Origin of the sequence: Sorangium sp. So ce119 (assembly GCF_051524405.1) — a bacterium.
Taxonomy (GTDB): domain Bacteria; phylum Myxococcota_A; class Polyangia; order Polyangiales; family Polyangiaceae; genus Sorangium; species Sorangium cellulosum_G.
The window spans coordinates 3,021,687-3,042,816 of sequence record NZ_CP150310.1; the positions used below are offsets into that span (position 1 = coordinate 3,021,687).

The following is a 21,130-nucleotide window of genomic DNA, read 5'->3' on the forward strand; positions in this document are numbered from 1 at the left end:
CGCGCCTCCGGGGAGGCACCGGCGGCCCTGGCGCAGCAGAGCAGCGATCCGACGGCGCTCACGGAGGGGCACGCCGAGGATCTTCGGCCGAGTGACGGTCCTGGCCGGAGGGTGACGGTCCGTCATCGGCCGAGGATCGTCGGTCCTCGGCGGCGGGACGAACGGCCCCCGGCCGAGGACGGTCAATCCACGGACACGGGATGAACGACCATGGATGGCTGGAGGGTCAATCCACGGACAGGGGATGATCGACCATGGATGTTGGGATGGTCGAACCCCGGCCGGGGGTGATCCGGCGCGTCCGCGCATCTCTACGCAATCATGCTGCGGCTTGCGGCAATCCATTGCGTACTCACCCCTCCGCGCGGATCGCCGGGCCGCGTGTGACCGGACGTGCGGCCGCGGGCATCTTCCTTGAATACGCCCTGCGCAGACCTGCGCGCCGCGCGAGCCGTGATGACCTGCCGTGGCGCGCGCCCCCCAGGAGGAGCCCATGCCGTCGCGAAAGAAGAGCACGAAGAACACCCCGAGCCCCGTGACACCCGCCGGCGCCGAGCCCACGCTCGGCGGCGGCCGCGCGCCGGAGGCCGATTTCGACGACACCATCGCGAAGAACCGCGCGTTGCCCATCCTCGATCCGGCGAGCTTGCCAAGGCCGCCGGCCGGCTTCCGGCCGACGGATCCGGACACGCGCAACCGCCGCCTGCGCAAGGTGTCTTCCGAGCTGCGCGCCGAGGTGCTCGCCGCGCTGCGCGAGGCCGCCGGGCTGGATCTGGCGGCGGACCTCGGGAAGTACGCGCCCGACCCGCAGCGCGCGCCGGCGCTCGTCGAGCGGCTGGAGCGGGTCGGGCGGCTGTCGGCCGCGGTGCAGGCCCTCGCGCTGTATGCCCGCGAGATGGAGCAGATCGCGCTGAGCGACGCCCTCGTGTTCCTGGAGGCGGAGAACAAGCAGCTCGCCAACGCGCTCGAGCACGCACCCGAGCTGGCCGAGCGCTACGCGGCGCTGCGCGCGCTGTTCGAGACGCGGGCGGCGTCCATCGTCGAGGGGCGAGCCCGGGCCGCGAGGGGCGCTGTCGCCGTCGCGCGACCGCCGGTCGCGCAGCCCACGGCCGCGCAGCCCACGGCCGCGCAGCCGACGGCGGCACAGCCGCCGGCCGCGCGACCGACGGCCGCGCCATCGCCGGGCGCACAGCCGCCCCAGGCATCTCCGCAGACGGCGTGAGGAGGTGACGTCGATCGCGATCCAGCGCGTCGACCCCCATCGAACAGGCTGAAACCCCGAGAAAACGAGCCACAGGGGCACGGAGGGCACAGCGTTTTCTTTGTTGTTCCTCTGTGTCCTCTGTGCCTCTGTGGTTCACATCTCTTCATTCCTGGGTGTTTCAAGCCGATCGGCGATCGAGGTCTCCACCGGCTGCGCCGGCGGCTCCGGCGCCTTGCGGAACATCCCGGCGAGGATCCGCTCCGCCGCGTCGGCCAGGATGTCGCGCGAGAGCCGGGTCTCCTCGTCGAAGAACCGCGTGGCCACCCCCGCGTCGAGCGCGTGCGTCGCCAGCAGCGCGAACGCCTGCGCCTCGTCGAACGTCGCCTCGGCCGTGAGCACGCGCTTGCCCGGCCTCAGGTCCTCCTGATCGAAGCGACCCTGCCACGCCTCTCCCAGGGTCACCGAGAAGTACTGCGCGGCCACGTTCCCGGGCCGGGCCATGTGCGAGACCGCGACAACCGCCCGCAGCCCGTCGCGCTCCTCGGGGGTCATCTGCCGCCGCCAGCCCTCGACCGTGGCGTGCATCGTCTCGATCTGATCGCGCGCCGCGTCCTCGGCGTTGAGCAGGACGTCCTCGGTCTGCGCGCGGGCGAAGGCGGTCAGCGCCTCGGGCGCGACGCCGCCGGTCGCGCTCGCCTCGTCGAGGAGCGCGACCGACGCGCCGAGGATCCGGCGCTGCCGCGCGAGCTGCTCCGGGGTGAAGCCGCGGCGGTCGAGGTCGCCCGCGGCCGCGGCGATGCGCTGCCGGAGCTCGGCCATCTGATCACGCGCACGCGCGCCGCCGTCGAGCGCGCCCCGCCGGCCCGAGAGGAGCGCGTGGACCGCCAGGGGGACGTGCGCGATCGCCTTGAGCTCGTGGTAGCGCCGGGTGCGCGCGGGCCCCTCGAACCGCTGGCCGCCGCGCCGCAGGATGAGGCTGTCGTCGATCTGGGCGATGACCGGCTCGATCTTGGCGAGGATGGCCTCCCGGCGCGCGGCGTAGGCGTCGAGGAATGCCTGGTTGAGGTCGCCGAGCGCGTCGCCCGGGTTCAGCGCGGCGCTCGCGGCATCGCCCTGCGGCGCGGCGTCCGCGGGCTCCGGCGCGGCGCCATCCTCACACGACACCCCGGAAGATGCGCGCTCGATCATCTGCGCGGGCTCCATAGCACACGCGCCCGCGCCCGAAGCCGAGGGCAGCTCGAGCGCGCGCGCCGGAGCGCACGCGTGGACCGCGACAGGCGATCGAGCTCGGGCCCACGCGCGCGCCGCATGTCAGCGGCGGGGCAGCGCATTCGCGTCGAGCCAGTCGAGCGCCTCGTCCATCACCCGCTCCGCGTCCGGCATCGCTCCGTGCTGCGCGCCGGGCATCTCCCTGTAGACCGCCGGGATCTTCGCCGCCATGAGGCCGCCGGCGCCCTCCTTCATGCGGTACTTCGCGTCGAACTCGCCGCTGATCATCACCGCCCCCCGGATGCCCCGGAGCCGCGCCGCCGAGGGCGTCGTGGGCGCGCCGAGCAGCACGAGCCGCGAGTACCGGTCCGGCCAGCGCTCCGCGAGCCGCTCCGCGATGTAGGCCCCCTGCGAGTAGCCGATGACCACGAGGTCCTCCGCCTCGCCGCCGCACGCCGCGAGCGCGGCCCGGATCCGGCCGTCCTGCTCCTCGGGGTTCGGCGAGTACTTGCTGAACACGCCGTCCCCGCCGCAGGGCACGTTGCCCTGCAGCCCGAGCACCCCGCCGTGCTCCCGCGCCGCGCCCTGGATGGCCTGCACATAGCCCAGCCCGTGCCCGCACATGCCGTGCAGGAAGATCATCCGCGGACACGCGCCGCCCGGCCCGGTGACGACGAACGCCGGATGGTCGCCGGGCACAGCCATCTCGGTCGCCACCAGCGGCGGATCGACAGCGCGCTGGTCGACCTCGACCACCGCCGGCTGCACCGGGCGCTCCTCCGCGAGCGCTCGCTCCTCCCTGCCACACCCCGTCGTGAGCACGGCGAGGCCCAACCCGGCGATGGCTACAACGGAAAATTTCATAAAACTGGCGCAATGCCAGGACCAGGCCACGGATGGCGCTCGACCGCGCTCAGCGCGAGCACGTCTCGGAAATCGGCGCAATTCGTGCGGAAAGCGCGGCGGGCGAGCGCGTGATCGCTCTCTCCTTTTCGCCACACCCGGAGCTCCGTCTGTGCGCGCTGTTGACATGTCCGTTTTAACAGAATACTTGTCCGTTTTGGTGGATGAGCCTGGTTGGCCGGCGTCCGCGGCGCGTCGCGCCGAGGGATCGCGGCGTCCGGCTCGCTGGCGAGCACCTCGGGCGCCGCGGCGACGAGGCCGAGAATCACGTCTCGTGCCCTGAGCGCGCCCGGAAGATGGATTGAAGAGGAGGAGCACATCCGATGAGCAATCGCGCCCTGGAGCACTTTGGCGAGCGATACGGCAGCGAGGCGGCGGCGCCCCGCTTCGAGCAGTGGAACGCGGTGATCGAGAGCCTGCTCGGCCACCGCTCGGTGCGCCGCTACGCGCAGAAGCCGCTCCCGGAGGGGACGCTCGAGCTGCTCGTGGCCGCCGCGCAGTCGGCGCCGAGCTCCTCGAACCTGCAGCTCTGGAGCGTGCTCTCGGTGCAGGACGCCGAGCGGCGGCGGCGCCTCGCGGAGCTCGCCGGCGGGCAGGCGCACGTGCGCGACTGCGGGCTGTTCCTGGTCTGGCTCGCCGACCTGCGGCGGATCGGCGACCTCGCGAGGCACCGCGGCGTCGGGCACGAGGGGCTCGACCATCTCGAGATGTTCGTCATGGCCGTGGTCGACGCGGCGCTCGCCGCCCAGAACGCGCTCGTCGCGGCCGAGTCGCTCGGCCTCGGCACGGTCTACATCGGCGCGCTGCGGAACCACCCGGAAGCGGTCGCGGCCGAGCTCGGCCTGCCCCCGCAGGTGTTCGCGACCTTCGGCCTGTGCGTCGGCTGGCCGGACCCGAGCGCGCCGGCGAGCGTCAAGCCGCGGCTCCCGCAGGAGGTCGTCCTGCACCACGAGCAGTATGGCGCCTTCGATCGCTCGATCGGCGCGCTCGAGGGCTACGACCGGCTCATGGAGCGCTTCTACGCGAACGAGCGCATGGACGTGCAGGGGAGCTGGAGCCGCCACTCGGCCGCGCGCGTCGAGTCGGCCCACGCGCTGCGCGGGCGCGACCGGCTGCGGGCGGCGCTCGCCTCGATGGGCTTCGGGCTCCGCTGACGCGGCGGAGCCCCGCTCGCCACCACGCGCGCGCGACGGAGTGCGCGCGGAGCAACACCCGAGCAGCAGGCCCTGGTGCCTCGCCAGCAACGAAGGACGTCGCCGGCCGGAGAGGGGCAGTGAGCGCGTGATGGCATATCGGCTGCATTCGAGGGGAGAGGGGAGTCGGCCTGAGCAAGGGAGTCGCCGATCATGAGCGAGCTACTGGAGCCTGAATCACACGCGGGAGAGGGTGGACGTGTCCTCGACGGGAGCGACACGCTGGCGCTGGAGACCGACGTGCTGGTCATCGGCGGCGGGCCTGCCGGGACCTGGGCGGCGCTCGCCGCAGCGGCGAAGGGCGCCCGGGTGGTGCTCGCGGACAAGGGGTATTGCGGCAGCAGCGGCGCCACCGCGCCGTCCGGGGTCGGCGTGTGGTACGTGCCGCCGGTCCCCGAGCTGCGCGAGGCAGCCAAGGCCAGCCGCGAGGGCCTGGGCGGCTTCCTCGCGGACCGGGGCTGGATGGACCGCGTGCTCGATCGGACGTGGTCCAGCGTGAACGACCTCGGGACCTGGGGTTACCCGTTTCCGACAGACGACGGCGGCCAGCCCGTGCGCCGCAGCCTGCAGGGGCCCGAGTACATGCGCCTCATGCGCAAGCGGGTGAAGCTCGCGGGCGTCCGCATCCTCGACCACAGCCCCGCGCTCGAGCTCCTGGTCGACGCGGACGGCGCGGTCGCCGGCGCCGCCGGCATCTGCCGGCAGCTCGGGCACCGGTGGACGGTGAAGGCCGGGGCCGTCGTCATCGCGACAGGCGGGTGCGCCTTCCTGAGCAAGGCCCTCGGCACCAACGTGCTCACCGGCGACGGCGGCCTGATGGCCGCCGAGGTGGGCGCCGAGATGTCAGGCATGGAGTTCTCCAACGCGTACGCGATCGCCCCGGCCTTCGCGTCGGTCACGAAGACCCTCTTCTACAACTGGGCGACGTTCTACTACGAGGACGGGCGCGTCATCGAGGGGGCCGGCTCGCAGCGCGGGCGGTCCGTGATCGCGGAGACGCTGCTCACGCAGCCCGTCTACGCCCAGCTCGACAAGGCCGACGAGGCGCTCCAGGCGTGGATGCGCAAGGCCCAGCCGAACTTCTTCCTGCCGTTCGACCGCGTCGGGATCGACCCCTTCCGGCAGCGCTTCCCCGTCACGATGCGGCTCGAGGGCACGGTGCGCGGCACCGGCGGGATCCGCATCACCAGCCAGGCCTGCGCGACCTCGGCGCCGGGGCTCTACGCCGCCGGCGACGCCGCCACGCGGGAGCTCATCTGCGGCGGCTTCACGGGCGGCGGCAGCCACAACGCCGCGTGGGCCATCTCCTCGGGGCAGTGGGCCGGCGAGGGCGCCGCCCTGTTCGCGCGCGGCGTCGGCGCCCGCGCCGGTCAGCGCAAGGTCGAGGGCGCCGGCCGCGCGGCGCTCCCCGCGGCGGGCGGGGCGAGGCCGATCGACGCCGAGGGCGTGATCCGGTCGGTGCAAGACGAGGTGTTTCCGTACGACAAGAACCTCTTCCGCACCGAGCGCGGGCTCGCGATCTCGCTCGACCGGCTCGACGCGCTCTGGCGCGACGTGCGCCAGGCCCGGCCCGCGGCGGAGGTGCGCGAGGCCGTGCGGGCGCGGGAGGGCGCGGCCATGGTCGCCACCGCGCGCTGGATGTTCAACGCGGCGCGCGCGCGCACCGAGACGCGCGGGATGCACAAGCACAAGGACCACCCGGGCCTCGATCCGGCGCAGCAGCGGCGCCTGATCACCGGGGGGCTCGACCAGGTCTGGGTCCGCGCCGAGTCGCCCGCGCCGGCGTCGATCGGCGCGGCCGCCGTGGAGGCGCACGCGCCATGATCGAGCTCGTCAGCGACGCCCGGTGCATCGGGTGCGATCTCTGCGTCGAGGTCTGCCCGACCAACGTGTTCGATCGCGTGCCCGGCGGCGCGCCCGTGATCGCCCGGCAGAGCGACTGCCAGACGTGCTTCATGTGCGAGGCCTACTGCCCGGTGGACGCGCTCTACGTGGCGCCGGAGGCCGAGCGGCCCGTCCCGGTGGACGAGGAGCAGCTCTCGGCGTCCGGGCTCCTCGGGAGCTACCGCGCCGCGGTGGGGTGGGGGACCCGCCGCAAGCCGGGCGCCGAGGCCGACCAGACCTTCCGCGTCCTCGAGGTCGCGCGTCGCGGCTGACGCCAGCGCCGTGCGCTCCTCTCCACCCGCGCCGTTTCCGCCTTCACGACGGGAATTTTCCGCCCTCGCGCTATTCGCTCTCGTGGTGAGCCGGTTCGAGGGCGCGCGGCTACTGCCTGACAGACGTGCGCTCGGCTGGCTGGGTCGAAGTGCCCACCGAGATCTCTGCGACCTGCGCGGACATCCGTGGTGGTCGCCGTGCCGGGCATCCGGGCAACCCAGCTCGGGAGCGTCCGATGCGATGTTGACTCCACTCAAGGTCATCTGGTGGGCTCCTCCCGGGCCGTGCGCGCTGACCGCCTTGCGCCGGGAACCTCGGCTCGGTACTGTGCTCGCTCCTCACGATCGACCCGCGAAAGTCACGAGCCCTCGGAGCGATGACGTTGTGCGTAGAGCCAGCCTTGCCATCGCTCCGCCCGGGCGTGGCGGTACTGACGAAAGCGAGGTGGTTCGCGCGCTCATCGCAGGAGAGCCGTGGGCGGCAGCCGCGGTGTGGAACGCGCATGCGCCCAAGGTGTTCCGGATCGTCGCGCGCGTGCTCGGGCCGGGCGCCGACGCAGAGGACGTCACGCAGGAGGTCTTTGTTCGCGTGTTCTCCAGAGTATCCGGGCTGAGAGACCCCGATGCGCTGGGGAGCTTCGTGTTCTCGGTGACCGTTCGACTCCTGAAGTGGGAGCTCCGCCGCAGGCGCGTGAGGCGCATCCTCCAGCTCGCGGACACTGCCGAGCTCCCGGAGCAGGCGGTCGCGCCGGCGGACAGCGAGGCGCGCGAGGCGCTGGGTCGCCTCTATGCGATCCTCGACACGCTGAGCGCAGACGACCGGACTGCGTTCGTGCTCCGTCACATGGAGGGGATGAGCCTGCCCGAGATCGCGGAGGCAACCGGGATATCGCTGGCCACCGTGAAGCGAAGGCTCAGCCGGGCGACGGAGCGTGTGTCGTCCGAGGTCGAGAAGGACATGTCTCTCGGCGCTTACTGCATGAGAGGGGAGGCGCGGGATGACTCTTGACGACGAGAAGGACCCGGCACTCAGCCCGAAGGCCGCGCGCGCGGTCGATCTCGCTCGCCTGTCGCTCGGCGCGATGTCTCCCCAGCAGCGTGTCCAGGGGCTGCTCCGCGTGACGGAGCGGACGGCGAGGCGCCCGGGCTTCCGGCTGTCGCCCCTCCGGGGCGGAGCGCTCGCGCTCGCCGTGGCCGCCGCGGTCCTGGTCGGCGTCAACGGGTGGCAGCAGCGAGGAGCGCGCTCCGATCGGCTCTCCTACGAGGTGGAGGGCGGCGCCGTGCAGCAGGACGGCTCCGTCCACGCGGACACATCGAGCCGTCCGAAGGTCCGGTTCTCCGACGGCACCGAGGTTCAGCTCGCCGAGATGGCGCGCGCGCACATCGTGTCGGTGAACGAGCAGGGCGCCAGGGTCGCCCTCGACAGGGGAGAGGTCCACGCGCGCGTGGTCCATCGGTCGGAGGCGCAGTGGCTGTTCGATGCGGGGCCGTTCCTCGTGACCGTGACCGGGACGGCCTTCGCGCTTTCCTGGACGCCGGAGGACGAGCGCCTCGATCTGCGGCTCGAGAACGGCGCCGTCGTCGTCAGCGGGCCGCTGGCCGGCGAGCCGATCGCGGTGCGCGCCGGGCAGTGGCTGACCCTGCGGCGGCGCACGGGAGAGGTGCTGCTGCGCGATCTCGATCTTCAGCAGGGCGCGCTTCAGCAGGGGGCGCTTCAGCAGGGCGCGGAGGCGTCGCCGTCGCCCGCCCCGTCGGCGCCCGACCACGTCGAGGAGCCCAGCGCAGCGCCGGCTCCGGATGCGCCAGGGCCGGCCGCGGACGCGACCGCGGCGGCGCCCGTGGCCGAGCCGAGGCGCGACTGGGCCGGGAAGCTCGCGGCCGGGAAGCTCGACGTCATCGTCGACGAGGCGCAGCGCCGCGGGCTCGACGCCTCGCTCGCGGAGAGCAGCAACGAGGAGCTCTCGGCCCTCGCGGACGCCGCGCGGTACACGCGGCGGAACGACATCGCGCGGCGGGCGCTCCTCGCCCAGCGCCGGCGCTTTCCGGCGACGCAGCGGGGCAAGGAGGCGGCGTTCCAGCTCGGCCGCCTCGCGGAGACCCAGGAGGGAGGCGCCGCGGCGCTCGCCTGGTTCGAGACCTACCTCAAGGAGGCGCCGCAGGGGGCTTACGCGTCCGAAGCGCTCGGGCGCAAGATGGTGATCGTGCAGCGGCTCCACGGCGACGCGCAGGCAGAGACCGTCGCGCGGGCGTACCTGCGCCGGTTCCCGGGCGGAACCTACGCGCAGGCAGCGCGGGCCCTCGCCCGGACGCCGTGAGGTTCGCGCGGGCGCAGGCGCTGGCCGGGGCCCTCACGCTCCTCCTCTGCGCGGCGAGCCCCGCGGCGTCGGCGGAGCCTGCGCGTGTGGTCCTCGTGCGGCCCGGCGCCGCCGATCCGTCGATCTCCGAGGCGCTGATCCGCATCCGCGGGGAGCTCGTCGCCGATGGCTTCGACGTGGAGCTCCTCGACGCGCAGTCGGCCTCCGCCCCCCGGCCGACGATGGACGACGCCGGGCAGCAGGCCGGCTCCGCGGCCCTGATCGGGCTGTTCCTGGCGCCGGACGGTCAGGCCGCCGAGCTCTGGGTGGTCGACCCGCGGACGAACAAGACGCTCGTGCGGCGGATCGACACGCGCGGCGAGGCGCGGGAGCACATCGTCGAGGTGCTCGCGGTGCGCGCCGTCGAGCTGCTCCGCGCGAGCCTGCTGGAGCTCCTGATGTCCTCGCGGCGCCCCGCGGCGCCGCTCGGTGACGCCGCGCCGCCTCCGAGCGAGGTGAACCCGCCGGTGCCTCGACCGGCAGCGCCGTCGCTCGATCAGCCGTCGCGCCGATCGATGTGGGGCGTCGAGCTGGGGGGCGGGCTGCTCGCGAGCCCCGGCGGCATCGGCCCGGCGCTGCTCCTTGTCGCGCGCCTGCGCGTCGCGCCGCACGGGCCGCACGGGCCGATCGAGGGGCGCATCTCGCTCGCCGGGCTCGGGACGGCGCCGCGCGTCGCTGGGCCGCAGGCCAGCGCGACCGTGCAGCAGCGGTTCGGGCTCGTCGAGCTCGCGGCGCTCCCCTGGCCCGAGCTGCGCTTGCGCCCGAGGTTCTCGGTGGGCCTCGGGGCGCTCCACGTCGCCGTCGACGGCGAGGCATCGTGGCCGTACCGGGGCGGCCACAGCGCGCGGTGGGCGTTCGCCGCGGACGCCGGCGCCGGCGTCGAGTTCGGGCTCATGCGGCGGATCGACGTCGTCGTCGAGGCGCACGCGCTCGTCGCGCACCCGTATCCGGTGGTCCGCTTCGTCGAGACCGAGGCGGCGCACGGCGCGCGCCCGGCGCTGCTCGGCAGCCTCAGCCTCGTGGGGTGGCTGTGATCGGAGGACGAGCGGTGTCGCGGCGCGCGCCCGGCGGTAGATCGTCCCAGGGCGTCGTCGCCCGCGCCGGCCGTCGCCGCGTGCACGGGTCGTAGATGCGGCCGAGCAGGTTCCACGCCTGCGGAGAGGCGCCTGGCGTCACGGCTCCGGGCCGCCGGTGGTGCCCGTGCCGGTGTCGGTTCCGACCGGGTTCAGCCTGAACTGCTGGCTGGTGGCGCCGCTGGAAGCCCTCTGGAAGAGGGCAGTCCCGTTGCCGGGCGGGGAGCCGTAAGCGTCGATGGCCTTGCCGCTGAGGCGCGACGTGATGCGGACGGCGCCGCCGCCGAGATCGGTGACGGACCATTGCTGGTTGCGGTTGCCGTGGCAGGTGAACTGCACGATGACGGCGCCGTCCGCGGTCGACCCGGCGCGGACGTCGAGGCACTTGTCGCTGCTGACGTTGCGGATCCGGTGATACCCGCCGTCCGCCGCCTCGAAGCGGAACTGCTGGTTGGTGCCGCCGTTGCAATCCCAGAGCTGCACGACGACATCGTCGGCCGCGGCCACGGCGGCGTCGACGTCCACGCAGCGCCCGCTCTGGACGCCGACCAGGGTGTAGGGGGTATCCGTCGAGACGTCCGCGGCGACCTCCGCCGGGACGGCGTGCTGGGAGAGCTCGGCGATCTCCGCCGCGCCGAGCGCTCGGCTGTAGATCGCGATGTCGTCGACGTCCCCGACGAGGAGCCGACCCTCCTGCGGCCATCGGCCGACGTAGAGGCTGGTAGGGCCGGGCGAGATCGTCTTCTCGATGGGCGCGGTGCTGTGGAGGCGCCCGTCGATGTAGAAGCTCATGGTCAGCGCGTCGCCGTCGACGACCCCGGCGGCGTGCGTCCACCGCTGGAGCTCCAGGCAGGGACACAGGATGTGGTGGTAATCGCTGACCTCGGGGCCCTTCCAGAACCCGAAGTGGATGCCCGGCGCATCGCCGCCGTAGTCGACGTTGAGCTCCCATCCGCCGGTGTCCTCCGCGCTGATCACGGTCCTCAGGGTGTCGCCGGCGGGGGGCTCGTCGGTGAGCACGCGAACCCACGCCGAGACGGTCCAGCTCGGCGTGGCGTTCGGGAACCCGCCCACCGTCATGAACTCGCCCTCGTCGAGGTGCAGCGCACGCCCGAACCGGCCGTCCTCCACCCACGTGCCGCCGGTGAGCTCGCCGTCGCGCCGGTTGCCGGACCGGTCGTTCACGACCGTCCCTTCGCCCTCGTCGAACGTCCAGTACGCGACGAGGCCCTGGGCCAACGTCGGCGGCGTCAGCTCGACGGCGTCGAGCGGCCCCTTCGCGCAGGCCGCGAGCCCGAGCGACGCGACCGCGGCCAGACAGCGGGGCGCCACGCGTCCGCCCGCGGTTGCCGCTGCGCTGAGCGTCCTGGTGATGGCGCGGTGCGGTGTGCGCGACTGCTGCATGTCGGCCTTCTTGCGTACCCCAGACTCATCCGCTTCACCATAAAACTGCGCTGGCATGCCAATTGGCCTCGCGGTGTTGCTCGGAGCACAGCCGCGTTCTCGTGAGCGGTGTTCAAATTTCCAGCCCGTCGAGAAAACGCAGGACATGAGCGGTCGAGGTGATTGAGTCTGCGCTGATGTCACAACCTAGGCCAGCAACCAGATCATCATGCCGCTCACGGCCTGGAGGCGAACCGCCGACCGGAGGAGGAGCGGCAACGCGAGGTAATTCATGAGGCGCCCTGTTCTCTCGATCTGTTTCTCGCTCGCTGCCGGGCTCGTGGCATGCGGGTCGGGCGATACCGGCGCCGGCGGCGTCGGCGGCGACGCGACCGGCACATCGTCCGGAGGCGACGCGACCGGCACATCGTCCGGAGGCGGCGCGACCGGCACATCGTCGTCCGGAGGCGGCGCGACCGGCACGGCGTCGGGCGGCGACGCTGCGTCGGGCAGCGGCGGCGCGGGCGCGGGCCCCGGCGCGGGCGGCGGCGGGGGCGCGCCCGCGCCGACGGGGTTCGCGCAGATGGAGGATCTCGACCGCGGCGTCGTGGCCGTTCCCACCGACGGCGGCATCTACGTGGGCTTCCGCCTGTTCGGCTACGATCCCGGCGACATCGCATTCAACGTCTACCGGGACGGCACCAAGGTCAATGACGCGCCGATCACGGACTCCACCAACGTCGTGGACCGCGGCGGCTCTCCGAGCTCGGTCTACACGGTGCGGCCGGTCGTCGGCGGCGTCGAGCGAGGCGAGTCGGAGGCCGCGTCCGTGTGGAAGGATGGATCCCTGTCCATCCAGACGACGCCGCCGCCCGCCGGGGACGGCTACACCTACTCGAGCGGCGACGGCAGCGTGGGGGACCTGGACGGCGACGGGCGATACGAGATCGTCGTCAAGTGGGATCCGTCGAACCTCAAGGACAACTCGCAGGCTGGCCGCACCGGCAAGACCTACCTGGACGCCTACACGCTCGACGGCGAGAGGCTCTGGCGCATCGATCTCGGCGTGAACATCCGGGCCGGGGCGCATTACTCGCCGTTCCTCGTCTACGATCTCGACGGCGACGGGAAGGCGGAGGTGGCCGTCAAGACCGCGCCGGGGACGCGCGACGGCAAGGGCGAGCTCCTGAGCAAGGGGCCCGCGGCCGGCGACGACGACGCCAGGGACTACCGCAACGGCGACGGCTACATCCTGACCGGCCCGGAGTATCTCACGGTGTTTTCGGGAGAGACCGGCGCCGAGCTCGCCACGACGGAGTTCAAGGTGGGGCGCGACGACCCGTGCAGCTGGGGCAACAACGAGTGTTACGGCAACCGCGTCGACCGGTTCGTCGGCACGATCGCGTTCCTCGACGACACAGGGCGTCCGAGCGCGGTGTTCGGGCGCGGCTACTACGCGCGCACCACGCTCTCGGCCTGGAACTACCGCGACGGCGCGCTCTCGAACCTCTGGACGTTCGACTCGAGCTCGAGCCGCGACAATGGGAAGTTCGCCGGCAAGGGAGCCCACTCCATCAGCGTCGCGAACGTGGACGACGACCCGCAGCAGGAGATCATCAACGGCGGCGCCACGTTCGACGACGACGGCACGGGCCTCTGCACCGTGGACTACTACGCTCACGGCGACGCGCTGCACGTCACGGATCACATCCCGTCGCGCCCTGGCCTCGAGGTGTTCATGCCGTACGAGGGCGGGGAGTCGCCCGCGTACGCCATGCGCGACGCGCGCACGTGCGAGGTCATCTGGCAGGGGCCCGGCAACGGCGGCGAGGAGGGGCCTGGCCGAGGCGTGGCGGCGGACGTCGATCCGCGCAACCCCGGGAGCGAGGCGTGGGTGAACAACAGCCAGCTGCTGAGCGGCTCGGACGGCAAGAGCGTCGGGAACCGCCCCGCGTCGAGCAACTTCCTCATCTGGTGGGACGCGGACCTGAGCCGCGAGCTCCTCGACGGCAACGGCATCCGCCAGGTCGACGGCGACGGCGGCAACTTCACGGCCGACGGGTGCGCCGCGAACAACGGCTCGAAGAGCAACCCGACCCTCAGCGCCGATATCCTGGGCGACTGGCGCGAGGAGGTGATCTTCCGCTGCGGCAACTCGATCCGCATCTTCACGACGAGCCAGCTCGCGAAGAACCGGATCCACACCCTGATGCACGATCCGCAGTACCGCGTCGCCATCTCGTGGCAGAACGGCGCCTACAACCAGCCGCCCCACCCGAGCTTCCACATCGGGGAGGGGATGGCCCAGGTGCCGAAGCCGGACATCCACGTCCGCTGAGATACCCGGGGCGGCCGCGGCCCTCCGAGCGCGTCGTCAGCGAACGACAGCCGGGCCCCGATGCCGCCCGTTTCCAGCCAGCGATCCCTGGGGCGCGATCACGATGGTGTCGGCGCCCCCGGTGATGAACCCGTCGACTGTGTTGACCTGGTTGCCGTGGCGGTCAGGGCTGCGCCACCTCGACGGACTGCACGTCGAGCTGGATGAACTGACCGACATAAGGCTCGGGCGCCGGGGGGACGCCGTCCACGACCAGATGCTTGAAGTTGGCGATCTCTATACCATTCTGACCGTCGCCCAGGAAAGACACGGTGGCTCCACCCCGGACTGGAATGGTCTTCGTATGGTCGATGATGAACGTGTCGTGACCCACGTTGGGGCTGTCGTTGAGGTAGTAGACCTCCGGCGGATCGGAGACAGTGAAGCTGTAGATGTTGTACGTCGCGTCGTCGGGCGTACCGCCCACGCGAAAGTGCATGCCGTCGGGCGTGCCGCCCCGGTACTTCATCGTCTCGACGACGCCGCGTAGCCGGACGGTCACTTGATAGGTCGTGTCGGGCGAGCCGCCGAATGTCCTGGTCTCGTCGACGTGCGCGGACGTCGAACACTCGTCGCTGCCGCCCGGGTCGCGATCGCAGGGCATCTCCCAGCGGAAGCCGTCGATGCTGGCGGCCGCCGCGCGCGGGTCTTCGCCGCTGCCGCCGTCCCCGCCGCTACCGCCGTCCCCGCCGCTACCGCCGTCCCCGCCGCTGCCGCCGGCCCCGCCGCTGCCGCCGGCCCCGCCGGAGCTCGCGCTGCTGGAGGCGCTCGTGCTGGTGGCCGCATCGGCTCCCCCGCCCGGACCGCCGGCGCCCGTGGAGCTGGAGGTGCCCTGGTCTGTCGGAGGCGGGTCGGCATCGGAGCCGCAGGCAAGAGCGAACATCATCACTGGAATCGTAAGAAGATATACTCTCATAGGATACCACTCCGGCGAGAGCGCCGGTGTAGAGGCTGGAGCTGACGGACGTCGTCTCGTCCGTATCGAAGCAGCGGGTGTCCCCCCCGGGGGTGGCTACGTCAGGTTGGTGAGCGGCCCGGTGCAGTACCGAGGGTCGCCGAACGTGTCCCGGGTGTCGCCGAACAGGTTCAAGATCGAGACGAGCAGGTTGTTGTGCGGGAGGTTCGGGTACCGGACCCAGCGCCCTGTGCGCAGGCCGCCGCCGCCGCCGGCCAGCAGGAACGGCATGTTCGTCTTGTTGTGGCTCGGCGGATCCGAGAGCTCGGACCCGAAGAAGACGACGCTCTCGTCGAGCAGCGAGTGTCCGCCCATGTCGACCTTCTCCATCTCCTGCAGGAGATAGAGGTGCTGCTTCGAATACCAGTTGCAGATGCGCTCGCACTCGTCCGGCTTGAAGCCGCCGTCGTGCTGGTAGTAATGGTGGTGCTCGGTCAGGTTGAGCCAGGGGAAGGTGTGCTTCGCCTCGGTGTCGCTCCACTGAAGCGTGCCGACCGCGGTGATGTCGCAGGCGAGCGACATCACCAGCATGTCCATCATGAGCTTGCCGACCTTGGGGATCGCCGCGTCGGTCGAGGTGTCCTTGATCGAGCCGTTGTCCGAGGAGTTGAGCCCCGTGCGCGGGTTGTAGTCGGACGTGTCGACCCGCTCCGGCGCCTTGCACGCGCTCGTCTCGACCGGCACGTTGTTGAGGCTCATCTCGATCTCGCGGATCTTCGTCAGGTGCTGGTCGACCTTCTGCCTGTCGGCCGCGCCGAGCCGCGAGGACAGGGCGGAGTAGCGCCCGTCGAGGAAATCGAGGATCGAGCGCTTTCGCGCGAGGCGACGGGCGGCGTCGTTGCCGGCGGTGGGATCCAGCGTGCCGAAGAGCTCGATGAAGATCTCCGCCGGATCGAGGCGCGGCGGGATCGGCTTGAACGGCGCGGCGGTCTCGAAGTTCGCGGCGTTCATCGGCGACACCAGGCCGTGGGACTTGCCCGTCGCCCAGCGCACCGCGATCTCGATGCTCGCCTTGGCCTTCTGACCGGCGGAGATCCGGGAGGCGATCACCTGATCGACGGAGGGACCGTTGCCGTAGCCGCCGTTCGAGGAGCCCTCCTGCGCCGTGCCCGTGAGCCAGGCGATGATCCCGCTCTGGTGCTGCTCACCGCGCGCGCTCTTCAGGTCGAGGCCGTCGACGACGAGCAGACGGTCCTGCACCGGCGCGAGCGGCGACAGGATGGGCCCCAGGGTGAAGTTCGTCTCGGTGCCGCTCGGCCGCCAGCGGTTGATCACCGTCCCGCCCGGCGTGTAGACGGAGAGGAAGCGCTTGGCGGGGGCGGGGGCCGCGCGCGCGGTGCGCTCGGGGCCCATGATCTCCAGCCAGGGGAGCGCGATGGCGATGGCGCCAGCACCGCGCAGCACGGCACGTCGGCTCAAGCGAAAGTTCGACATCACCATCACTCCTCTCGGGCAGCCATGTAGTGGAAAGCGTCCGTCTGCGTGAGCTCGACCAGGAGCTGCTTCACGTTGTACCCGGATGCCTTGAAGGCGGCCGTGACGTCCGTCTTGGTGCAAGCGTCCTCGGAGCGCAGCGTGAGGCCATAGCCGTACTCGGCCCAGCGCGTCGCGAAGCAGCTCAGCACGTCCTCGTTCTCGGCGAGCTCCCGCACCAGCTCGATCGGCCCGCTCACCGTGACGTCCGTGCCCGGGACCCCGCCGCTCGCGTCGATCTGCACGTCGTTCTCCGTCGTGCGGAACTGGCCGACCGCGTCGTAGTTCTCGAACGGAAACCCGGCCGGATCCAGGAACTGGTGGCACCCCGCGCAGACCGGATCCTGGCTATGCTGGCTGAAGCGGTCCCGCGCCGTCGCGCCGGTGTACGGATCCGGCGGCTTCACCCGCTCCAGGATGTCGCCGGTGGGGAGCGGGATCTTCTGGCACATCAGCTTCTGGATCACGAACGAGCCGCGGGTCACGGGGTTGGTCGTGTTCGAGTGCGTCGTCCCGGCCATCACGCCCGCCTGGGTGAGGAGCCCGAGGCGCTGGGTCGTGTCGAGCTGCACCTGCTGGAACTCGTCGCCCGTCACGCCGTCGACGCCGTAGAACTTCGCGAGAGGACCATTCATGAACGAGTACGGGGCCGTCAAGATGGCCGGCCAGGTGCCGGTCCCCTCGAAGATCTCGTGCTCGAGGAATCGCTGCGTCTCTTCGCGCATGAACGAGCCGAGCGTGCGCGAGAAGGTCGGGAACGCCTCCGCGTTTCGCTCGAGGTCCGCGAGGTTGCTGATGGGAAGCAGGTTGTCGAAGAAGAACCGGACGGTGGTCCGGAACCGGGGGTCCTCGATCATGCGCTCGGCGTGCGCCCGGACGCCCTCCTTCGTCGAGAGCTCGCCTGCCTGCGCCGCCCTGCGCAGCTCGTCGTCGGGCATCGTGCCCCAGAGCAGGTACGAGAGCCGCGTCGCCATCTCGTCGCCGGTGGGCCGGCGGAGCTCGGGGCGCCCCGGGTCGGGTGTGCCCCATTCGATGCGGTAGAGGAAATCGGGCGATTGAAGCAGCCCCTCGATCACCGTGGCGACGCCGACGTCGAACGTCGCATCCGTCCGCCCGACGGTGTAGAGCGCGAGGAGCTCGTCCGCCTCGCCGGCGGCGAGCGGCCTGCGATAGGCGAGCGGCGCGATCCGCTCGATGATCGTGCGCGCGCACGCTTCCTCGCTCTCCCTCGTCACGTTGCTCGCGCACGGGGCGAGCTTCGCGAGCGCCTCCGGCGTGGCGGTCGCGCGCCGGGCGACGCCCTCCGCGACGGTGCCGAGCTGCTCGGCCAGCAGGCTCGAGACCGACAGCGCGTCCGCGTCATTGCCAAAGCCGTTCCCGACATCCTCGCTCGGCAGCGAGAAGGCTGGCTCGGTCGTGTCCCCGAAGAGGTCGCGAACCGTCTTGTTGTACTCGAACCGTGTCAGCCGCCGGAGCGGCGCCCGGCCGGGGTGAATCGCGCCATCCTCGCAGGCGCGCGGGTCGACCGTGGTGGGGTTCTCGGCGTCAGGCTCGCCCACGCCGCCCGCGTTGCCCCCGTTGCCCACGTTTCCAGTGCAACCGCTGGCCACGATCAACGCGATCGGAACAGCTGACCTAAGGCCTCTGAGAGGCCTCACCTGCTCATGGTTCAAGGATCTGTACATCGATGTCGCTCTTCGCCCGCTCAGGGCGCGCTGAAGTCCCATCATCGAACAACAGGAATTCTTTTATGAGTACAAATTGTCATGCTGCCCTCCCCCCGGAGGGCCCTGCTGGTGTGTTAAGACGTGTCGGAGCTGTTCGAGCTGATCAGTGCTCCAGTGATAAAATCAGGGAATCATGTCGAGGGACGTGCTGTGTTCCGGCGGGCGCGCCATCGCCGATCTGCCCCCGACGCGCCGTGACGCGCCGCTCCCTGGCGGCGGACTGGCCGGGAGGGGTGAGCGAAAGCAGGAGCCAGCGGAGCACTCGTCCGGCAGTAGCGGCTCGCCCTCGGATCGGCTCACCGCGAGAGTGAATACAGCGGAGATGGAGCTTTGCTTTGGGAGCGTAGCCCTGCGGGCGGGCGAGGTGCGGCCTGCGCAACATGAGGTGCTGGCGGCGTGCTCGTGACGCAGCACCCGGCGCGCGAGGCCCGGCCGGAACGCGTGGAAAACGCTGGCACGGCGCGTGCGATGTGAGGGGGTCCACGTGGGCGTCGACGGGCGCGGGCGAGGACGTCCCGCCGCCGAGAGCGCCCGGCAAACCCTCTTCTCTCGGGAGCCGTCGCATGAGTGGACTCAGTCTCGTCTTCGATACGCCGCAGCTCGCACAGGACTACGAGGTACGCAGCGCCGAGCGGCAGTTCCGCCACGGCCAGCGGTTGATCGCCGAGCTCGGCGTGCGCGCCGGCGAGCGCGTGCTCGACATCGGGAGCGGCACCGGGCTGCTCGCGGAGCACGTGGCGGGTATCGTCGGGCCCACGGGCCAGGTGCTCGGGATCGACCCGCTGCCGCTGCGGATCGAGATCGCCCAGCGCAAGGCCAAGGCGAACCTCTCGTTCCGGGTCGGCAACGCCTACGCGCTCGACGAGCTCCCCTCGGGCAGCTTCGACGTCGTGTACCTCAACGCCGTCTTCCACTGGCTCCCCGAGAAGACCGAGCCGCTGCGGCAGATCCATCGCGTGCTCAAGCCGGGGGGCCGGGTCGGGCTCACCACGGGCGCGAAGGACCACCCGAACCGGCTGCAGGCCATCAAGCGGCAGGTGCTGTCGCGGGAGCCCTACGCGCGCTATCCGGAGTCCAAGGCCGGCACGCCCCACTGGGTCACGGCCGATGAGCTCTCGAGCCTCCTCGGCGGCGCCGGCTTCGCCGTGCAGAAGATCGAGGCCCAGGAGAACGTCCACTACCAACCTGACGGACGCGCGGCCATCGCCTTCTCGCAGGCGAGCTCGTTCGGCAATTTCCTCGGTCACCTGCCGGAGTCGCTGCGCACCCAGGCCATCGAGGACATCCAGCGCGAGCTCGAGGCCTTCCGGACGCCCGAGGGCATCCGGCTCGAGGGAAAGCGCCTCTTCGCCATCGCCCACAAACCCGCGTCGCACTGAGCAGTCCACCGGCCCGCCGAGCGCCGCGTCGCGACGTGATGTCGCGGCGCGGACCGGCCGACCCCGCAATCAGGAGAACTCCGCATGAGCGCCACAGTGAACCAGAGCAGCAATGTCCTCGAGATCGTGCCGGTCGCCGGCCGGATCGGCGCGGAGGTGCGCGGCGTGCGCCTCTCGGCCGATCTCGACCCCGCCACGGTGAGCGAGATCCGGAAGGCGTGGCTGCGTTACAAGGTGATCTTCTTCAGGAACCAGCACCACCTCGACGACGCCGGCCAGCAGACGCTCACCGCGCTGTTCGACGGCAAGCCGGTCGCGCACCCGACGGTGCCGGTCGTCCAGGGCACCGACTACATCCACGAGCTCGACTCGCGGTACGGCGGTCGCGCGAACTCATGGCACACCGACGTCACGTTCGTCGACGCGTACCCGAAGGCCTCGATCCTGCGGGCGCTCGTGATCCCCGCCCACGGCGGCGATACGGTCTGGGCCAACACGGTCGCGGCGTACCAGGACCTGCCGCCCGCGCTGCGCGAGCTCGCGGACAAGCTGTGGGCGGTCCACAGCAACCAGTACGACTACCAGGCGCGGAGGCCGCAGTCCTCGCCGGAGGACGAGCGGCGGTACCAGGAGGTGTTCACGTCGACGGTCTACGAGACCGAGCACCCCGTCGTGCGCGTCCACCCCGAGACCGGGGAGCGCTCGCTGCTGCTCGGCCACTTCGTCAAGAACCTCGTCGGCGTGTCGTCGTTCGACTCCGCGCACCTCTTCCAGGTGCTCCAGGAGCACATCACGCGCCTCGAGAACACCGTCCGATGGCGCTGGGCCGTGGGCGACGTGGCGGTCTGGGACAACCGCGCCACCCAGCATTACGCGATCAACGATTACGGCGATCAGCTCCGCGTTGTGCGCCGGGTGACGGTGGACGGCGACGTGCCTGTCGGCGTCGACGGACGGCGCAGCTTCACCCGCAAGAAGGCGCCGCGCGCTCCTGCGGCGAGGACCGAGAGCGCCGGCGTCCCGGCGGCTGCCGTGGCGGCTGCCTCGGCGTAGCGCGGCGAGCCGCGGCCGACGGATGGGTCCTTGACGTCGGGGATCGCGTGCGCTTCATCTGCGGCGGAGGAGTGCCGCGTGGGTACAGCGAGCAAGCGCGACGACGCCCGAGGGGGAGAGCAGAGCACGGCGCACGTCGTGGTGATCTTGCTGATCGTGGCCTTCGGCGTGCTCGCGTTGCCGTGGATGGTCCTGCGCAAGCTGGAGGGCCGCGCGCTGCCGCCGGGCGGCAGCCTGGGCTCCGGCGTCACGGCCGACGACCTCGCCCAGGGCGGCAAGGTCTATTACCGCTCGTGCACCGGCTGTCACCAGGCGAGGGGGGAGGGGAAGCCCGGCCGCTATCCGCCCCTCGTCGGCACGTCATGGCTGCTCGACGACGCGGAGACCCCGATCCGGCTCCTGTTGCTCGGCGCGACAGGCCCGATGGAGGTGAACGGCGTGGTCTACAACGACGTGATGCCCAACCTCGGCGTGACGCTCTCGGACGAGGAGATCGCGCTGGTGCTCACCTACGTGCGATCGAGCTGGGGGAACAGCGCGCCCGCGATCACGAAGGACGACGTGGCGCGGGTGCGCGCCTCGCTGGGCGACCGGCAGGCGCCGTGGGCCGGCGGCGCGGAGCTCGCGGCGGCCCGGTCGACCCGCGTCCTGCCCTGAGGGGCGCGGGCCGGACGGCGCTGCGCCCGCCGCG

General features: G+C 71.6%; 17 protein-coding genes. 11 read left to right on the forward strand and 6 right to left on the reverse strand.

What is annotated here, in order from left to right; translation table 11 throughout:
* Nucleotides 1–493: 493 nt before the first annotated feature.
* Entirely contained in the window at nucleotides 494–1,222 is a 729-nt protein-coding gene (locus WME76_RS11470; protein ID WP_437960173.1) for a hypothetical protein, read from the forward strand.
* Between the two features lie 135 nt (nucleotides 1,223–1,357).
* On the opposite strand, the gene WME76_RS11475 is transcribed toward WME76_RS11470, so the two are convergent.
* The gene (locus WME76_RS11475; protein ID WP_437960174.1) at nucleotides 1,358–2,392 is read right to left on the reverse strand and encodes a hypothetical protein; all 1,035 of its coding nucleotides are present in this window, start codon (nucleotides 2,390–2,392) and stop codon (nucleotides 1,358–1,360) included.
* A gap of 123 nt (nucleotides 2,393–2,515) precedes the next feature.
* On the reverse strand, nucleotides 2,516–3,277 hold the full coding sequence (locus tag WME76_RS11480) for an alpha/beta hydrolase (RefSeq protein WP_437960175.1): 762 nt from the start codon (nucleotides 3,275–3,277) through the stop codon (nucleotides 2,516–2,518).
* 362 nt (nucleotides 3,278–3,639) lie between these two features.
* Between WME76_RS11480 and WME76_RS11485 the strand changes: the two genes are divergently transcribed.
* The 6 genes from WME76_RS11485 to WME76_RS11510 all read left to right on the forward strand — a co-directional run bounded on the left by WME76_RS11485 (nucleotide 3,640) and on the right by WME76_RS11510 (nucleotide 10,053).
* Nucleotides 3,640–4,470 (forward strand): NADPH-dependent oxidoreductase, encoded by an 831-nt coding sequence (locus WME76_RS11485; RefSeq protein ID WP_437960176.1) that lies wholly within the window; start codon nucleotides 3,640–3,642, stop codon nucleotides 4,468–4,470.
* A 192-nt stretch (nucleotides 4,471–4,662) separates the two neighbouring features.
* Nucleotides 4,663–6,333 (forward strand): FAD-dependent oxidoreductase, encoded by a 1,671-nt coding sequence (locus WME76_RS11490; protein WP_437960177.1) that lies wholly within the window; start codon nucleotides 4,663–4,665, stop codon nucleotides 6,331–6,333.
* The gene (locus WME76_RS11495; protein WP_433936185.1) at nucleotides 6,330–6,665 is read left to right on the forward strand and encodes a 4Fe-4S binding protein; all 336 of its coding nucleotides are present in this window, start codon (nucleotides 6,330–6,332) and stop codon (nucleotides 6,663–6,665) included. Before WME76_RS11490 ends, WME76_RS11495 begins: the two co-directional genes overlap by 4 nt.
* A gap of 328 nt (nucleotides 6,666–6,993) precedes the next feature.
* Entirely contained in the window at nucleotides 6,994–7,674 is a 681-nt protein-coding gene (locus tag WME76_RS11500) for an RNA polymerase sigma factor (protein WP_437960178.1), read from the forward strand.
* Nucleotides 7,664–8,980, forward strand: coding sequence for a FecR domain-containing protein (locus tag WME76_RS11505; RefSeq protein WP_437960179.1), 1,317 nt, complete (start codon nucleotides 7,664–7,666; stop codon nucleotides 8,978–8,980). The genes WME76_RS11500 and WME76_RS11505 overlap by 11 nt, the downstream gene beginning before the upstream one ends.
* Entirely contained in the window at nucleotides 8,977–10,053 is a 1,077-nt protein-coding gene (locus tag WME76_RS11510; RefSeq protein ID WP_437960180.1) for a hypothetical protein, read from the forward strand. The genes WME76_RS11505 and WME76_RS11510 overlap by 4 nt, the downstream gene beginning before the upstream one ends.
* A 138-nt stretch (nucleotides 10,054–10,191) precedes the next feature.
* Here the strand turns inward: WME76_RS11510 and WME76_RS11515 are convergent, their stop codons facing one another.
* A complete protein-coding gene (locus tag WME76_RS11515; protein ID WP_437960181.1) occupies nucleotides 10,192–11,496 on the reverse strand; it encodes an RICIN domain-containing protein in 1,305 nt (434 codons plus the stop codon).
* A 271-nt stretch (nucleotides 11,497–11,767) separates the two neighbouring features.
* Here WME76_RS11515 and WME76_RS11520 point away from each other — a divergent pair, with 271 nt between their 5' ends.
* Nucleotides 11,768–13,813, forward strand: a complete 2,046-nt coding sequence (locus tag WME76_RS11520; RefSeq protein ID WP_437960182.1) for a rhamnogalacturonan lyase — start codon at nucleotides 11,768–11,770, stop codon at nucleotides 13,811–13,813.
* Nucleotides 13,814–13,976: 163 nt separating this feature from the next.
* On the opposite strand, the gene WME76_RS11525 is transcribed toward WME76_RS11520, so the two are convergent.
* The 3 genes from WME76_RS11525 to WME76_RS11535 form a co-directional block, all read right to left on the reverse strand.
* The gene (locus tag WME76_RS11525) at nucleotides 13,977–14,738 is read right to left on the reverse strand and encodes a hypothetical protein (RefSeq protein ID WP_437960183.1); all 762 of its coding nucleotides are present in this window, start codon (nucleotides 14,736–14,738) and stop codon (nucleotides 13,977–13,979) included.
* A gap of 126 nt (nucleotides 14,739–14,864) precedes the next feature.
* Complete coding sequence (locus WME76_RS11530) at nucleotides 14,865–16,247, reverse strand: DUF1552 domain-containing protein (RefSeq protein WP_437960184.1); 1,383 nt, start codon at nucleotides 16,245–16,247, stop codon at nucleotides 14,865–14,867.
* Entirely contained in the window at nucleotides 16,247–17,839 is a 1,593-nt protein-coding gene (locus tag WME76_RS11535; RefSeq protein WP_437960185.1) for a DUF1592 domain-containing protein, read from the reverse strand. The genes WME76_RS11530 and WME76_RS11535 overlap by 1 nt, the downstream gene beginning before the upstream one ends.
* A gap of 731 nt (nucleotides 17,840–18,570) precedes the next feature.
* On the opposite strand from WME76_RS11535, the gene WME76_RS11540 reads away from it, so the two are divergent.
* The 3 genes from WME76_RS11540 (at nucleotide 18,571) to WME76_RS11550 (ending at nucleotide 21,096) form a co-directional block, all read left to right on the forward strand.
* Nucleotides 18,571–19,386, forward strand: coding sequence for a class I SAM-dependent methyltransferase (locus WME76_RS11540; protein ID WP_437960186.1), 816 nt, complete (start codon nucleotides 18,571–18,573; stop codon nucleotides 19,384–19,386).
* Nucleotides 19,387–19,470: 84 nt separating this feature from the next.
* The gene (locus WME76_RS11545) at nucleotides 19,471–20,439 is read left to right on the forward strand and encodes a TauD/TfdA dioxygenase family protein (RefSeq protein ID WP_437960187.1); all 969 of its coding nucleotides are present in this window, start codon (nucleotides 19,471–19,473) and stop codon (nucleotides 20,437–20,439) included.
* A gap of 78 nt (nucleotides 20,440–20,517) precedes the next feature.
* Nucleotides 20,518–21,096 (forward strand): c-type cytochrome, encoded by a 579-nt coding sequence (locus tag WME76_RS11550; protein WP_437960188.1) that lies wholly within the window; start codon nucleotides 20,518–20,520, stop codon nucleotides 21,094–21,096.
* Nucleotides 21,097–21,130 lie beyond the last annotated feature (34 nt).

What these genes read in the sequence shown, in the direction of transcription:
- WME76_RS11470 (WP_437960173.1), top strand. Translation starts at nt 494, where the DNA reads ATGCCGTCGCGAAAGAAGAGCACGAAGAACACCCCGAGCCCCGTGACA.
- WME76_RS11475 (WP_437960174.1), bottom strand. Translation starts at nt 2,392, where the DNA reads ATGATCGAGCGCGCATCTTCCGGGGTGTCGTGTGAGGATGGCGCCGCG.
- WME76_RS11480 (WP_437960175.1), bottom strand. Translation starts at nt 3,277, where the DNA reads ATGAAATTTTCCGTTGTAGCCATCGCCGGGTTGGGCCTCGCCGTGCTC.
- WME76_RS11485 (WP_437960176.1), top strand. Translation starts at nt 3,640, where the DNA reads ATGAGCAATCGCGCCCTGGAGCACTTTGGCGAGCGATACGGCAGCGAG.
- WME76_RS11490 (WP_437960177.1), top strand. Translation starts at nt 4,663, where the DNA reads ATGAGCGAGCTACTGGAGCCTGAATCACACGCGGGAGAGGGTGGACGT.
- WME76_RS11495 (WP_433936185.1), top strand. Translation starts at nt 6,330, where the DNA reads ATGATCGAGCTCGTCAGCGACGCCCGGTGCATCGGGTGCGATCTCTGC.
- WME76_RS11505 (WP_437960179.1), top strand. Translation starts at nt 7,664, where the DNA reads ATGACTCTTGACGACGAGAAGGACCCGGCACTCAGCCCGAAGGCCGCG.
- WME76_RS11515 (WP_437960181.1), bottom strand. Translation starts at nt 11,496, where the DNA reads ATGCAGCAGTCGCGCACACCGCACCGCGCCATCACCAGGACGCTCAGC.
- WME76_RS11520 (WP_437960182.1), top strand. Translation starts at nt 11,768, where the DNA reads ATGAGGCGCCCTGTTCTCTCGATCTGTTTCTCGCTCGCTGCCGGGCTC.
- WME76_RS11525 (WP_437960183.1), bottom strand. Translation starts at nt 14,738, where the DNA reads ATGATGTTCGCTCTTGCCTGCGGCTCCGATGCCGACCCGCCTCCGACA.
- WME76_RS11530 (WP_437960184.1), bottom strand. Translation starts at nt 16,247, where the DNA reads ATGGTGATGTCGAACTTTCGCTTGAGCCGACGTGCCGTGCTGCGCGGT.
- WME76_RS11540 (WP_437960186.1), top strand. Translation starts at nt 18,571, where the DNA reads ATGAGTGGACTCAGTCTCGTCTTCGATACGCCGCAGCTCGCACAGGAC.
- WME76_RS11545 (WP_437960187.1), top strand. Translation starts at nt 19,471, where the DNA reads ATGAGCGCCACAGTGAACCAGAGCAGCAATGTCCTCGAGATCGTGCCG.